The sequence below is a fragment of the Mesorhizobium sp. P160187 genome (assembly GCF_057766425.1).
Genome location: NZ_JBYMDX010000003.1, coordinates 2258217 through 2271636 on the forward strand (window position 1 = coordinate 2258217; position 13420 = coordinate 2271636).

Annotated in this window: 13 protein-coding genes; 10 read left to right on the forward strand and 3 right to left on the reverse strand. The window is 64.4% G+C overall.

Translation table 11 applies throughout. The features are described 5' to 3' along the window. The first annotated feature begins 138 nt into the window (after positions 1–138). The 5 genes from AC3CCE_RS14440 (at position 139) to AC3CCE_RS14460 (ending at position 6849) form a co-directional block, all read left to right on the forward strand. On the forward strand, positions 139–966 hold the full coding sequence (locus AC3CCE_RS14440) for a ferredoxin--NADP reductase (RefSeq protein ID WP_023700427.1): 828 nt from the start codon (positions 139–141) through the stop codon (positions 964–966). A 218-nt stretch (positions 967–1184) separates the two neighbouring features. Continuing rightward, positions 1185–2234 carry a deoxyribose-phosphate aldolase gene (deoC, locus tag AC3CCE_RS14445; protein WP_023703681.1) on the forward strand — a complete coding sequence of 350 codons (1050 nt, stop codon included), beginning with the start codon at positions 1185–1187 and terminating at the stop codon, positions 2232–2234. Between the two features lie 226 nt (positions 2235–2460). Next, a complete protein-coding gene (locus tag AC3CCE_RS14450) occupies positions 2461–4833 on the forward strand; it encodes an aldehyde dehydrogenase family protein (RefSeq protein WP_023742296.1) in 2373 nt (790 codons plus the stop codon). 292 nt (positions 4834–5125) lie between these two features. Beyond that, positions 5126–5857, forward strand: coding sequence for an SDR family oxidoreductase (locus AC3CCE_RS14455; protein ID WP_023693125.1), 732 nt, complete (start codon positions 5126–5128; stop codon positions 5855–5857). Positions 5858–6003: 146 nt separating this feature from the next. After that, positions 6004–6849: a fumarylacetoacetate hydrolase family protein gene (locus tag AC3CCE_RS14460; protein ID WP_023693126.1), complete on the forward strand. Its 846-nt coding sequence runs from the start codon at positions 6004–6006 to the stop codon at positions 6847–6849. An 81-nt stretch (positions 6850–6930) separates the two neighbouring features. On the opposite strand, the gene AC3CCE_RS14465 is transcribed toward AC3CCE_RS14460, so the two are convergent. Both AC3CCE_RS14465 and AC3CCE_RS14470 read right to left on the reverse strand, forming a co-directional pair. Then, positions 6931–7950 (reverse strand): LLM class flavin-dependent oxidoreductase, encoded by a 1020-nt coding sequence (locus AC3CCE_RS14465; RefSeq protein WP_023683546.1) that lies wholly within the window; start codon positions 7948–7950, stop codon positions 6931–6933. An 82-nt stretch (positions 7951–8032) separates the two neighbouring features. After that, the gene (locus AC3CCE_RS14470; protein ID WP_155929689.1) at positions 8033–8230 is read right to left on the reverse strand and encodes a hypothetical protein; all 198 of its coding nucleotides are present in this window, start codon (positions 8228–8230) and stop codon (positions 8033–8035) included. 60 nt (positions 8231–8290) lie between these two features. On the opposite strand from AC3CCE_RS14470, the gene msuE reads away from it, so the two are divergent. The 5 genes from msuE to AC3CCE_RS14495 are packed head-to-tail and all read left to right on the forward strand — an operon-like array spanning position 8291 to position 12987. Continuing rightward, positions 8291–8848 (forward strand): FMN reductase, encoded by a 558-nt coding sequence (gene msuE, locus AC3CCE_RS14475; RefSeq protein ID WP_023671307.1) that lies wholly within the window; start codon positions 8291–8293, stop codon positions 8846–8848. Between the two features lie 58 nt (positions 8849–8906). Beyond that, positions 8907–10283 (forward strand): LLM class flavin-dependent oxidoreductase, encoded by a 1377-nt coding sequence (locus AC3CCE_RS14480; RefSeq protein ID WP_023806228.1) that lies wholly within the window; start codon positions 8907–8909, stop codon positions 10281–10283. Between the two features lie 25 nt (positions 10284–10308). Next, positions 10309–11157, forward strand: a complete 849-nt coding sequence (locus AC3CCE_RS14485) for an ABC transporter permease (RefSeq protein WP_023806227.1) — start codon at positions 10309–10311, stop codon at positions 11155–11157. Positions 11158–11199: 42 nt separating this feature from the next. After that, a complete protein-coding gene (locus tag AC3CCE_RS14490) occupies positions 11200–12198 on the forward strand; it encodes an ABC transporter substrate-binding protein (RefSeq protein ID WP_352626394.1) in 999 nt (332 codons plus the stop codon). A gap of 24 nt (positions 12199–12222) precedes the next feature. Then, positions 12223–12987, forward strand: a complete 765-nt coding sequence (locus AC3CCE_RS14495) for an ABC transporter ATP-binding protein (RefSeq protein ID WP_352626392.1) — start codon at positions 12223–12225, stop codon at positions 12985–12987. 42 nt (positions 12988–13029) lie between these two features. Here the strand turns inward: AC3CCE_RS14495 and AC3CCE_RS14500 are convergent, their stop codons facing one another. After that, positions 13030–13365, reverse strand: a complete 336-nt coding sequence (locus AC3CCE_RS14500) for a hypothetical protein (RefSeq protein ID WP_245260320.1) — start codon at positions 13363–13365, stop codon at positions 13030–13032. Positions 13366–13420: the final 55 nt, after the last annotated feature.

Here is a 13420-nt window from a genome sequence, read left to right on the forward strand (position 1 = left end):
GTTTGTATACTAATAAATTTGGGACACAAGAGCTCACTGCTTTGGAGTGTGTGAACGGCTCGCCGGGACCTGAATGGTCTGGGCGCGCAGGAAACGGTTTGGCGCCCGCACAGGCGTGGGCAAGACAGAGTTGGATTGATGAACACCACATCCGCACTCAACACAGCCGGCGCCCGTCCGCTGCAGTTTCCGATTCCGGCCAATGTCTATGCCGAAACCGTCGTCTCGGTGAAGCATTACACCGACCGCCTGTTCTCGTTCCGCATCACCCGTCCGCAGTCGCTGCGCTTCCGCTCCGGCGAGTTCGTCATGATCGGGCTGCCCAATGCCGAAAAGCCGGTGTACCGCGCCTATTCGGTCGCCAGCCCGGCCTGGGACGAAGAGCTGGAATTCTTCTCGATCAAGGTGCCGGATGGTCCGCTGACCTCCGAACTGCAGAAGATCCAGGTCGGCGACACCGTCATCATGCGCCAGAAGTCGACCGGCACGCTGGTTGTCGACGCGCTGACCCCGGCAAAGCGCCTGTTCATGATCTCGACCGGCACCGGCATCGCGCCCTTCGCCAGCCTTCTGCGCGACCCCGATACCTACGAAAAATTCGATCAGGTCATCCTGACCCACACCTGCCGCGACAATGCCGAACTGACCTATGGCCAGGAACTGGTGGCCGCGCTCGAGAACGATCCCCTGATCGGCGAACTGACCGGCGGCCGCGTCACCCTCTACAATTCGACGACCCGCGAAGAATCGGCGCGCATGGGCCGCATCACGGCGCTGATCGGCTCGGGCAAGTTCTACGCCGACCTCGGCATCGAGAAGCTCAATCCGGAGACGGACCGCATCATGATCTGCGGCTCGATGCATATGCTGAAGGACGTCAAGGAAATGGCCGAAGGCCTCGGCTTCCATGAGGGCTCGCTCAGCCATCCCTCGACCTTCGTCGTCGAGCGCGCTTTCGTCGGCTGACATCAGCAGGCGCCTCGGCGCCTGCTTCTCGATTGGAATTTTGACCATGCGGTCAAAATTCAGCTGCTTTCGCCGCCTTTTTCCGCTATGACCGCTTGAAGGACTCGTGAAGCGATGCTTCACGGGCTATCTTCGGTGTGCGTCGCCTAAAGCCGCCGTGCGGTCCGGGAGCAACGACACGCACCACGACGTAAAATCGTCGAGCGAAAGGGCAGGAGATGAGCAGCACAATCCGCGAAGCCGATCTCGGCGCGTCCAAGGTCACGCCGCTGCCGGCGCGTGCCGCAGCCAACACGCCCGTTCCGCAATCGCATGGCATCGCCCGCAACACCGGCATGCGGCTCGATCTCGGCTTCATGGAATCGGTGCGCTCGGTCAATCGCTCGGCGCTGGAGCGCCGCGTCGCCAGCCTGACCAAGCGTCGTTCGATCAAGGCCGACAACCAGGCGGCATGGCTGCTGCGCGCCGTCTCCTGCATGGATTTGACGACGCTGAATTCCAACGACACCGAAGAGCGCGTGCGCCGCCTGTGCGCCAAGGCGATCAACCCGTTCCGCCGCGACATCGTCGAGGGGCTTGGCATCGAGGGCGAAAAAATCCGCCCGGCGGCGGTCTGCGTCTATCATCCATTCGTCGCGACGGCTGTTGATGCCGTGCGCGGCACCGGCATCCATGTCGCCGCCGTCTCCACCGCTTTCCCGCACGGCCTTGCGCCGCTGTCGACCCGCCTGCAGGAGATCGAGGCATCGGTGCGCGACGGCGCGGACGAGATCGACGTCGTCATCCCGCGCGGCCTGGTCTTCGGCGCCAAGTGGCAGGAGCTCTACAACGAGATCGTCTCGATGCGCGAAGCCTGCGGCGATGCGCATCTCAAGGTCATTCTCGGCACCGGCGACCTCGCCACGCTGCGAAATGTCATGCTAGCCTCGATGGTGGCGATGATGGCCGGCGCCGATTTCATCAAGACCTCGACCGGCAAGGAAAGCGTCAACGCCACGCTGCCCGTCGGCCTTGCCATGGTGCGCGCCATCCGAGCCTATTTCGAGGAGACCGGCTTTCTCATCGGCTTCAAGCCGGCCGGCGGCATCTCTACCGCCAAGGCCTCGCTCGACTGGCTGGTGCTGATGAAGGAGGAGCTCGGCCGGCCCTGGCTGGAGCCAGACCTGTTCCGCTTCGGCGCCTCGAGCCTCCTCACCGATATCGAGCGCCAGCTCGAGCATCATCTGACCGGGCATTATTCGGCCAATCACCGCCACGCAATGGCGTGAGGCGGATGAAGGCCTTGAACGTCGTGTTCCTTCGCGCCTCCCTCTGTCCTGCCGGACATCTCCCCCACTTGGGGGGAGATTGGCTAACGTCGGCGATTTCGCCAATTGTCGACGTTTCAGAGCCGACAGGCGCGAAGGCTAATCTCCCTCCTTGTGGGGGAGATGTCCGGCAGGACAGAGGGGGGCGCCACAGAGCGCCTGCCAAGACGATTATCTGGAGCGCGTCATGAACATTCTCGAACGCTATCACGCCATGGAATACGGCCCGGCGCCGGAAGCCCGCACCGAGGCCGATGCCTGGCTTGCCGGACGCGATTTCGGCAAGGCGCTGTTCATCGACGGCGGCTGGAAGGCAGCAGGCGGCGGCAAGACCTTCGAGACCAGCGAACCCTCATCCGGCAAGCTGCTGGCCAAGATCTCCGATGCCGGCGCCGCCGATATCGACGCAGCCGTCGCCGCAGCCACCAGGGCGTTGCCGAAATGGTCGGCATCCTCGGGCTACCAGCGCGCAAAAGTGCTTTACGCCATTGGCCGCGCGATGCAGCGTCATCAGCGCCTGTTCGCAGTGCTTGAGTCAATCGACAACGGCAAGCCGATCCGCGAAAGCCGCGACATCGACGTGCCGCTGGCCATCCGCCATTTCATCCATCATGCCGGCTGGGCGCAGGCGCTGGACAAGGATTTCCCAGGCCACAAGGGTGTCGGCGTCGTCGGCCAGATCATCCCATGGAATTTCCCGCTGCTGATGCTGGCCTGGAAGATTGCGCCGGCGCTCGCCGCCGGCTGCACGGTGGTGCTGAAGCCGGCCGAGTTCACGCCGCTCACCGCCATCCTGTTTGCCGAGATCTGCGAGCGTGCCGGCGTGCCCAAGGGCGTCGTCAACATCGTCCAGGGCGGGCCGGAAGCGGGCGTCGCCATCGTCAACCATCCCGGCATCCAGAAGATCGCCTTCACCGGCTCTTCGGAGGTCGGCAAGATCATCAGGAAAGCCACGGCTGGATCGGGCAAGAAGCTGTCATTGGAGCTTGGCGGCAAATCGGCCTTCATCGTCTTCGAGGACGCCGATCTCGACAGCGCCGTCGAAGGACTGGTCGACGGCATCTGGTTCAACCAGGGCCAGGTCTGCTGCGCAGGCTCGCGGCTTCTGGTGCAGGAAGGCATTGCCGACGCGTTGATCGCAAAGGTCAAGGTCAGGATGAGCCGGCTTCGCGTCGGCAGCCCGCTCGACAAGAACACCGATATCGGACCGCTGGTCGACGCCACACAGCTCGACCGCGTCAAGGGCCTGGTCGCAGAAGGCGCCAGACAGGGCGCCGTCTGCTGGCAGCCCGACGCGGTGCTGCCGTCTTCCGGCTACTACCACCTGCCGACGCTCGCCACCGGTGTTTCGCCGGCAAATATATTGGCGCAGGAAGAGGTGTTCGGCCCGGTTCTGGCCACCATGACCTTCCGCAACACCGAGGAAGCGGTCGAACTCGCCAACAACACGCGCTATGGGCTGGCCGCCTCGGTGTGGAGCGAAAACATCAACCTCACGCTGCATGTCGCGCCGCAGCTGAAGGCCGGCGTCGTCTGGGTCAACGGCACCAACATGTTCGACGCCGCCTGCGGCTTCGGCGGCTATCGCGAAAGCGGCTTTGGCCGCGAGGGCGGGCGCGAGGGCATGTTCGAGTATCTCTCGGCAAAGCTGCCGCTCGGCCCGGTGATCAAGCCGACGGCGGCTTCGGCGCAGCCGGTCGAGCAATCGGATGGCGGCGCCATCGATCGTACCGCAAAGCTGTTCATCGGCGGCAAGCAGGTGCGGCCCGACGGCAATTATTCGCTGGCGATAGCCACTGCCAAGGGCAAGCTCGCCGGCGAAGTCGGTCTCGGCAGCCGCAAGGACATCCGCGACGCCGTTGCCGCCGCCCGCGCCTGCAAGGCCTGGCCGGAGGCGACCGCCTACAATCGCTCCCAGGTGCTATATTATCTCGCCGAAAATCTGTCCGGCCGTGCCGGCGAGTTTACCGCACGCTTGACCGAACTGACCGGCGCCAACGCCAAGGCCGCGCGGGAGGAAGTGGAACAATCGATCGAGCGCCTGTTCCTCTATGCCGGCCTTGCCGACAAGTATGAGGGCAGGGTGCATCAGCCACCGGCCCGCGCCGTCACGCTCGCTTTGCACGAGCCGGTCGGCGTCGTCGGCATCGTCGCCCCGGACAGCGCGCCGCTGCTCGGCTTGATCTCCCTGATCGCACCTGCGCTTGCCATGGGCAACACGGTGGTGGCCGTGCCGTCGGAAAAATACCCGCTGCTCGCCACCGATCTCTACCAGGTGATCGAATATTCCGACGTTCCGGCAGGCGCCATCAACATCGTCACCGGCCGCACGGCGGAGCTTGCCGGCGTGCTGGCCAAGCATGACGATGTCGACGGGTTGTGGCTGTTCGCCGATGCCGACACCTGCGCCAGGGCGGAGGCCGATTCCATCGGCAATCTCAAGCGCGTCTGGACCGGAAACGGCCGCAGCCTCGACTGGGCCTCCGACGAGGCCGCCGGCGATGCCCTGTTGCGGCGGGCCATCGAAGTGAAGAACGTCTGGGTGCCATACGGCGACTAATGCCGCCTGAAACGCGCTGTGCTTGAGCGAACCATGGCAGCGTCACTCGTTGCCCGGTTGTCATACATGTTGTTGCATCAGAGCAAGCGATGTGCATTACATCGGCCGTCGTGAAGGTGATCGCGTTCGGGCTTGACGCCCGGACGTGTGTTCTTTAACCAGAAAAAACATTTGTTATTTTGGACTGATGGATTGTGCAGGCCGCATAGTCTCGCCTGTCTGGCACAGGACGCCCCGGTCAGCCGGCATTAAATCGGGCCGAGAAGTGGCCAAAGAGGGCGAGGAGAAACGCATGGCGGATCTGGCAGGCAAGGTCGTTGTCGTCACGGCGGCGGCGCAAGGCATCGGCAGGGCGAGCGCATTGGCCTTCGCCAAGGCAGGCGCCGTCGTGCACGCCACCGACATCAACGAGGCGCTGCTGGCCGAACTCGCCAAGACCTCCGGCATCAAGACCCGCAAGCTCGACGTCCTCAACGATGATGCCGTCACATCGGGCTTCGCTGAAATCGGCCGCGTCGACGTGCTGTTCAACTGCGCTGGCTTCGTTCATTCCGGCTCGATCCTCGAGATGAAGGATGCCGATCTCGACTTCGCCTTCAACCTCAATGTCCGCGCCATGATCCGAACCATTCGGGCCGTACTGCCCGGCATGCTGGAACGCGGCGATGGTTCGATCATCAACATGTCGTCCGTCGCCGGCGCCGGCAAGGGCGTGCCCAACCGCTTCGCCTATGGCGTCTCCAAGGCGGCCGTGATCGGTCTCACCAAGGCGGTTGCCGCGGACTATGTCGCCAAGGGCATTCGCTGCAACGCCATCTGCCCCGGCACCGTCGAGAGCCCGTCGCTGCAGGACCGCATGCATGCGCAGGGCGATTACGAGGCGGCCCGCGCGGCCTTCATTGCCCGCCAGCCGATGGGCCGTCTCGGCACGCCCGAGGAAATCGCCGACCTTGCCGTCTACCTCGCCGGCGCCACGTACACCTCAGGCCAGGCCTATAATATCGACGGCGGCTGGTCGATCTGAGCAATAGCCTCGATCCGCAGGTCCAGGCTCGAACAGTTCTAAAGTCCGGCTTGCCCCAGGTCGGGTCCGATAGCCAGAGTCCGCCCAGTCATCGCTTGGCGGAGCGAGTTTTGAAAACGGCCTTGGGCCGCAATTTGGAGAGCAAGATGAAACTGCTGCGCTATGGCGAGATAGGGAGCGAACGCCCCGGCCTGCTCGATGCGGATGGAACGATCCGCGATCTTTCGGGTCATGTCACCGACATTGCTGGCAAGGCGCTCGATCCGGCGTCGCTCGAGACATTGTCGAAGCTCGATCCGAACTCGCTGCCGGCGGTTTCCGGCAAGCCGCGCCTCGGCGCCTGCGTCGCCGGCACGGGCAAGTTCATCTGCATCGGCCTGAATTATTCCGACCATGCCGCCGAAACCGGCGCCACCGTGCCGCCGGAGCCGATCATCTTCATGAAGGCGAGCTCGGCCATTGTCGGCCCCGACGATGATGTGCTGATCCCGCGCGGCTCGGAAAAGACCGACTGGGAGGTTGAACTCGCCGTGGTCATCGGCAGAAAAGCCAAATATGTCAGCGAGGCCGATGCGCTGGATTATGTCGCCGGCTATGCCGTTGCCCATGACGTGTCCGAGCGCGCCTTCCAGGCCGAGCGCCAGGGCCAGTGGACCAAGGGCAAGAGCTGCGACACGTTTGGTCCGACCGGGCCGTGGCTTGTCACCAAGGACGAGGTTGCCGATCCGCAGAACCTCAAAATGTGGCTGACGGTCAACGGCAAGACGATGCAGAACGGCTCGACCAGGACCATGGTCTACGGCGTCGCCTATCTCGTTTCCTATCTCAGCCAGTTCATGTCGCTCCACCCCGGCGACATCATCTCCACCGGCACGCCACCCGGCGTTGGGCTGGGCATGAAGCCGCCGGTGTTCTTGAAGGCTGGCGATGTGGTGGAACTGGGCATCGAGGGGCTCGGCCAGCAGAAGCAGACCTTCAAGGCGGATGCCTAGCCGCCTCTTCCCTTAGAGCGTTTCACCGTTTGCCGGCGAAACGGTCTATCTCTTTGTTTGCCCGGCGGCTGGCGCCTCTTGTCAGCGCCAGCCGAGAGCTGGCGCGACGTGCTTCAGGATCGCCTCGATGACGTGGGCGTTGTACTCGACGCCGAGCTGGTTGGGGACGGTCAGAAGCAGCGTGTCGGCCTCGGCGATCGCTTCATCCTCTTTCAGCTGCTTGACCAGCACATCGGGCTCGGCGGCATAGGAGCGGCCGAAGACGGCAAGCTTCTCAGGCTCGATATAGCCGAAATGATCTTCGCTGCTGCCGCCGCCGAAATAAGCGCGGTCGCGGTCGTTCACCAGCGCAAAGATGCTGCGGCTGACCGACACGCGCGGCTCGCGTGTATGGCCGGCTTCCTTCCACGCCGCACGATAAGCGCGGATCTGTTCGGCCTGCTGGATGTGGAGCGGCTGGCCGCCCTCATCGAACTTCAGCGTCGAACTTTGCAGGTTCATGCCGAGCTTGCCCGCCCATTCGGCGGTGGCGTTGGTAGCGGCGCCCCACCAGATCCGGTCGCGTAGGCCGGCCGAGAACGGCTCGAGCCGCAGCATTCCCGGAGGATTGGGGAACATCGGCCGCGGATTGGGTTGCGCGAAACCTTCGCCGCGCAGCACGTCCAGAAACACCTCGGCATGGTTGCGCGCCATGTCGGCATCGCTTTTGCCGTCCTGCGGCACGTAGCCGAAGTAGCGCCAGCCGTCGATCACCTGCTCCGGCGAACCGCGGCTGATGCCAAGCTGCAGCCGGCCACCGGCGATCAGGTCGGCAGCACCCGCATCCTCGGCCATATACAGCGGATTCTCATAGCGCATGTCGATGACGGCGGTGCCGATCTCGATGCGGCTGGTGCGGGCGCCGACCGCGGCCAGAAGCGGAAACGGCGAAGCGAGCTGGCGGGCAAAATGATGGACGCGGAAATAGGCGCCGTCCGCGCCCAGCTCCTCGGCGGCGACGGCCAGGTCGATCGACTGCAGCAGCGCGTCGGACGCCGAGCGCGTCTGCGATTGCGACGAGGGCGACCAATGGCCGAAGGAAAGAAAGCCGATCTTTTTCATGCGCGCATCCTGTTCTTTGATTGCAGTTGCCTACTTCATCGCCCACGCGATCGGGTTCAATCGACACTCACACAACGCAGTGTCAATGCCGCCGGCCCTTGACGGTTTCGCGACGATACCCATCAGTGCGCAAAGGACCAAGGCCATGGTCCCCGGCGATGCCTTTCGCGACCGCGTCAGCATCTGCCGCGGCGCTTTTGGGGCCAAATGAACCAACCAAAGGCGATGTACCGCAAACTCCATTCGCTTCAGAGCCCGGTTTTGAAATCTTCTCGCTCATTTAATTCTACAAAATCGGTAGGCTTAATGCGGATAGTGCGTTTGCGAGAAGGAGCCTCGGATGTCAAAAAAGCTGGTGGTGGGGTGGTCCGGCAACCTGACCCGTCCGTCCAAGACGAAGGCATTCGTCAGCCACATCGCCGGTGAGGTGGCGAGCCGGGCCGGCTCGGCTTTGAGCGTTTTCGACATCGAGGATCTCGGCCCGTCCTTTGCGCCTGCAAGACAGCTTGGCGATCTCGATCCGGCGGCGCGCGGTATTATCGAGCAGCTGCTCGGCGCCGACGTGCTGGTGGTCGGCTCCCCGACCTTCAAGGGCAGCTACACCGGGCTGTTCAAGCACTTCTTCGACCTGCTCGACCCGTCGTCGCTGCGCGGCAAGCCGATCATCCTGGCGGCAACAGGCGGCGGCGAGCGTCATTCGCTTGTCGTCGAACACCAGTTGCGGCCGTTGTTCGGCTTCTTCGAGGCGCAGACCCTGCCGACCGCGATCTACGCCTCGGACAAGGACTTTGCAGATGGCGTGCTGGTGTCAGAGGCAGTCAAGGCGCGAGCCCGGCAGGCGGTCGCTGAGGCATGCCGGGTGGCCGGCGTGCCCTACAGCGTCGTCCTTGCCGCCTGAAAACCAACGATCCGCGACGCAATATTCCATCCCGCATAGACCAGAAGGACGCCTGCAAATGACTCGAGCCAGCAAGTCCGATAGCAAACCGCGGCAGATCAAGCTCGGCGCCTTCCTGCCCGGCGGCGGACAGCATATTGCCGCCTGGCGTCATCCCGATGCGCCGGCCGACGGCGCCACCAATTTCGAGTTCCACAAGCAACTGGCGCTGACCGCCGAGCGCGGCCTGTTCGACGCCTATTTCCTGGCCGACAACCTGACCGTCGGCCTCGGCGCCCGCGAGGGCGGCAACGCCAAGATCGCCGGCTTCGAGCCGGTGACGCTGTTTGCGGCGCTGGCGCCGCTGACGACGCATATCGGTTTCATCGCCACGGCCTCCACCACCTATGAGGAGCCCTACACGCTGGCGCGCAAATTTGCTTCGCTCGACCTGTTGTCGAACGGCCGCGCCGGCTGGAACGTGGTGACCTCGGCCGGCGACGAAACGGCGCGCAATTTCAACCGCGACGTCCAGCCCAGCCATGCCGAGCGCTATGCCAGGGCGCATGAGCATGTCGAGACGGTCAAGGCGCTGTGGGACAGCTGGGAGGATGACGCCTTCATCCGCGACAAGCAGTCGGGCCGTTTCTACGACAAGGACAGATTGCACGACATCGACCACAAGGGCGAGCATTTCAGCGTCAAGGGTCCGCTCAACGTGCCGCGCCCGGTGCAAGGACATCCGGTTGTCGTACAAGCGGGGCAGTCGGAAGACGGCCGTGGGCTTGCCGCGCACTCGGCCGAGGTCATCTTCACCGCCCATCAGAAGCTCGAGACGGCGCAGGAATTCTACCGCGACATCAAGGCGCGCGTGGCTGAAGTCGGCCGCGATCCCGATCAGGTGCTGATCATGCCGGGCGTCGCGCCCTTCGTCGGCCGCACCGAGGACGAGGCCCGTGCCAAATACCAACAGCTTAACGACCTTATCCTGCCCGAGGACGGTGTCGCCCTGCTCAACGGGCTCGCCGGCCAGACGCTCGACATCAGGGGCTATCCGCTCGACGGCCCGTTGCCGCCGAGCAAGGAAACCGAGGGCATGAAGAGCCGCCAGGCGCTGATCCGGCAGATCGCCGACGAGCACAACTTCACCATACGCCAGCTTTACCAATGGGTAGCGACGGCGCGCGGCCACTACACCATCGTCGGCAGCGTCACGCAGGTCGCCGATCAGCTGGAGGAATGGTTCACCAGCGAGGCGGCCGACGGCTTCAACATCCTGCCGCCCTGGCTGCCCGGCGCGCTCGACGATTTCGTCGACCTGGTCATTCCCGAGCTGCAGCGGCGCGGCCTGTTCCGCACGGCCTACGAAGGCCGCACGCTGCGCGAGAATCTCGGCCTCAGGCGCCCGGAAAATCCATGGACCGTCGCCCGCTCGACCGTCCTTGCCGCCGAATGACCTTGGCAATCGAAGGGGTGAAGCAATGACGCTGCAGCACATCGATCGGCAGATCACGGTTCGCCGCAGTGGTGGCGAAACTGGGCTCGGCACCGACTTCCTGAACCTCGGTAGCAAGGCGGCTGTTCGCTTCCTGAAGCGCTACGGCGTGCTTGCCGGCTTCCTGGCGCTCTGGCAGGTGGCGAGCAGCGTCGGCTGGGTCAACGCGGCGGTGCTGCCGCCGATCGACATGATCGTCGTCGCACTCTGGAAGGGGCTTGCCGGCGGCAGCCTGCTCGGCGACATCGCCATCAGCCTGCAACGCGCCGGCATCGCCTTTGCGGCGGCTGTCGCCGTTGCCATTCCGCTTGGCCTGTTCATGGGCCAGGTGCGCCCGGTCGAAACCGCGCTCGATCCGATCCTGCAGGTGTTCCGGCAGACGTCGGCGCTGGCGCTCTATCCGGTGTTCATCCTGCTCTTGGGACTTGGCGAGACCTCGAAGATCTTCGTCATCTTCTGGGCGACGCTGTTTCCGCTGCTGCTCAACACCATCAGCGGCGTCAAGGAAGTCGATCCCAAGCTGCTTGAAATGGCGCGCGTCTATGGTGCGAGCCGGCTCACCGTGTTTCGCCGCGTCGTACTGCCGGGCGCCGTGCCGTCGATCTTCGTCGGCTTGCGGCTGAGCGCCACCACGGCGCTGCTGCTGCTGATCGCGTCCGAGATGATCGGTGCCAACAAGGGCATCGGCTTCCAGGTGATGAACGCGCAGTACAATTTCCAGATCCCGCTGATGTTTGCGGCAATCGTCATCCTCGCCGGGCTTGGCCTGATCGCCAACCAGGCATTGGTCACCCTGCAGCGGCGGCTCTGTCGCTGGAGCAATCCTGTCAACTGAGCAGTCCGCCCCTCACCGTTTACCTCCAGGAAGGACCCGATCATGAAAATCACCCGCCGTTCGCTGCTTGCCGGCGCGCCGCTTGCCGCCGGCCTCATCGCCGCCGGCCTGCCGCGCATGGCCTTTGCGCAAGCCGCAGCCGTCAAGTTCCGCTACCTCGCCAGCCGTGGCAGCATCTCCCCGCACGAGCTGGCCGACGAGCTTGGCTACTTCAAAGGGCTCGGCGTCGAGCTGGAGAATGTCGGCTATTCCTCGGGCGGACCGGAATCGCTGTTTGCGCTGTCTTCCGGCAGCGTCGACATCGGCTCGGCCGCCACCGCGGCGGTGATCAACTCAATCTCCGGCGGCAACGACTTCGTCGCGGCGTATCCGAGCAACGGCATCAACAAGGATGTGAAGAGCGTCTTCTACGTGCTGGAAGACAGCCCGATCAAATCGATCGCCGACATTGCCGGCAAGACCATCTCGGTCAACACGCTCGGCGCTCATCTCGACTATACGGTGCGTGAGGCCCTGCACAGCGTCGGCCTGCCGCCGACCGCCGCCAACCTCATTGTCGTGCCCGGCCCGCAGCTTGAGCAGACGCTGCGCTCGCGCCAGGTCGACATTGCCGGCCTCGGCTACTGGCAGGCGACCTTTGCCGGCGCGCTGGTCGCCAACGGCGGCGTGCGCGGCGTGTTCGACGACACCCAGGTGCTCGGCGAACTCGCCGGCGGCTTCGTCGTACTCAGGCGCGACTTCATTGCCGCCAACCCGGATGCGGCGCGCAACTTCGTCGAACAGTCGGCGCGCGCCTCGGACTGGTCGCGCCAGAACCCGGACGAAGCCCGCAAGGTGCTGGCCACTATCCTCGACAAGCGCGGCGAAAACGGCGATCTCGCCCGCTACTGGACCGGCTTTGGTCTGCGCGAAGGTGCGCAGGCGACCGATCGCGACATCGACTTCTGGGCCGCCGTGCTGGAGCGCGACGGCCGTCTGGCCAAGGGCAAGCTGAAAGCCGCCGACATCCTGTACCGGCCCGGCGAAACCAAGATCAACTGAGCTCTGAAATAGCTGAGAGACAAGATGACCGGTTCCAACCGCGGCGGGGAGGTCTCGATCCGCGACCTGTCCAAATCCTTCAGCCTCGGCGGGCGCCAGCTTGCCGTGCTGCGGACGCTCAACCTCGACATTCGTTCGGGGGAATGCCTGGTCATTGTCGGCGCCAGCGGCTCCGGCAAGACCACGTTGCTGCGTATTCTGGCCGGGCTGGAGGCGGCCGACAGCGGCGGTGTCGCGATCGACGGCCAGCCGGTGCATGGCGTCGGCGCCGAGCGTGCCGTGATTTTCCAGGAACCGCGGCTGCTGCCCTGGCTGAGCGTGCTCGGCAATGTCGCCTTCGGCCTCGAAGTGCGCGGTGTTCCCAAGAGGCAGGCCGAGGAACGCGCCCGCTTCTACGTCGCCCTGGTCGGCCTTGCCGAATTTGCCGATGCTTTTCTGAGCCAGCTTTCCGGCGGCATGGCGCAGCGCGTCGGCATCGCCCGGGCGCTCACCGTGCAGCCCGAGATCCTTCTGCTCGACGAGCCGCTGGGGGCGCTGGACGCCATGACCAAGATCGGCATGCAGGAGGAACTGGCGCGCATCTGGAGCGAGGAGAACGTCACCATGGTGATGGTCACCCACGATCTGGAGGAGGCGATCTATCTTGCCGACCGGGTGCTGATCCTGCCCAAGGAGAAAGGCGGCGCGGCGCGGTTGATCGACATCGACCTGCCACGCCCGCGCGAGCGCAGCGAGAGCCGCTTCGTGCGCTATCGTGAAGAATTGCTGCGCGAATTCGGATTGCACTGATCGGGGCAGGCGCCAGCCGTAGGCTGACACTGGCTCTCGCGATTACTGCTTGGTGAACGTGCCCGTATAGGTGCGATCGGCAAGCCCATAGGTGACGGCCAGCGTTCCGTCCGCTTGAATGACCGCGCTGACGTCCGCGCCATTGGGAAGGCGCCGCAGTTTCAGCGTGTTGCCGAAAATCTTGCCTTCGCCGTCGGCCACGCCCGGTTTGTTGTCGCCGACATCGCCCCAGGCATAGGTGGCGGTGACATTGCCGCCGCGCGTAATCGTCAGCACGGCGAGCTTGCCGTCATACATCCCGTCCAACTGTCCGCCCCATATGCCGGAAAACGCGACATATTTGGCCGGGACGCCTTCGCCGGGCGGCATAACCCGCACGGATGGATCGAGGACCGCCGCACCATCAGGAGCAGAGATCGCGGCAGGCGCCATG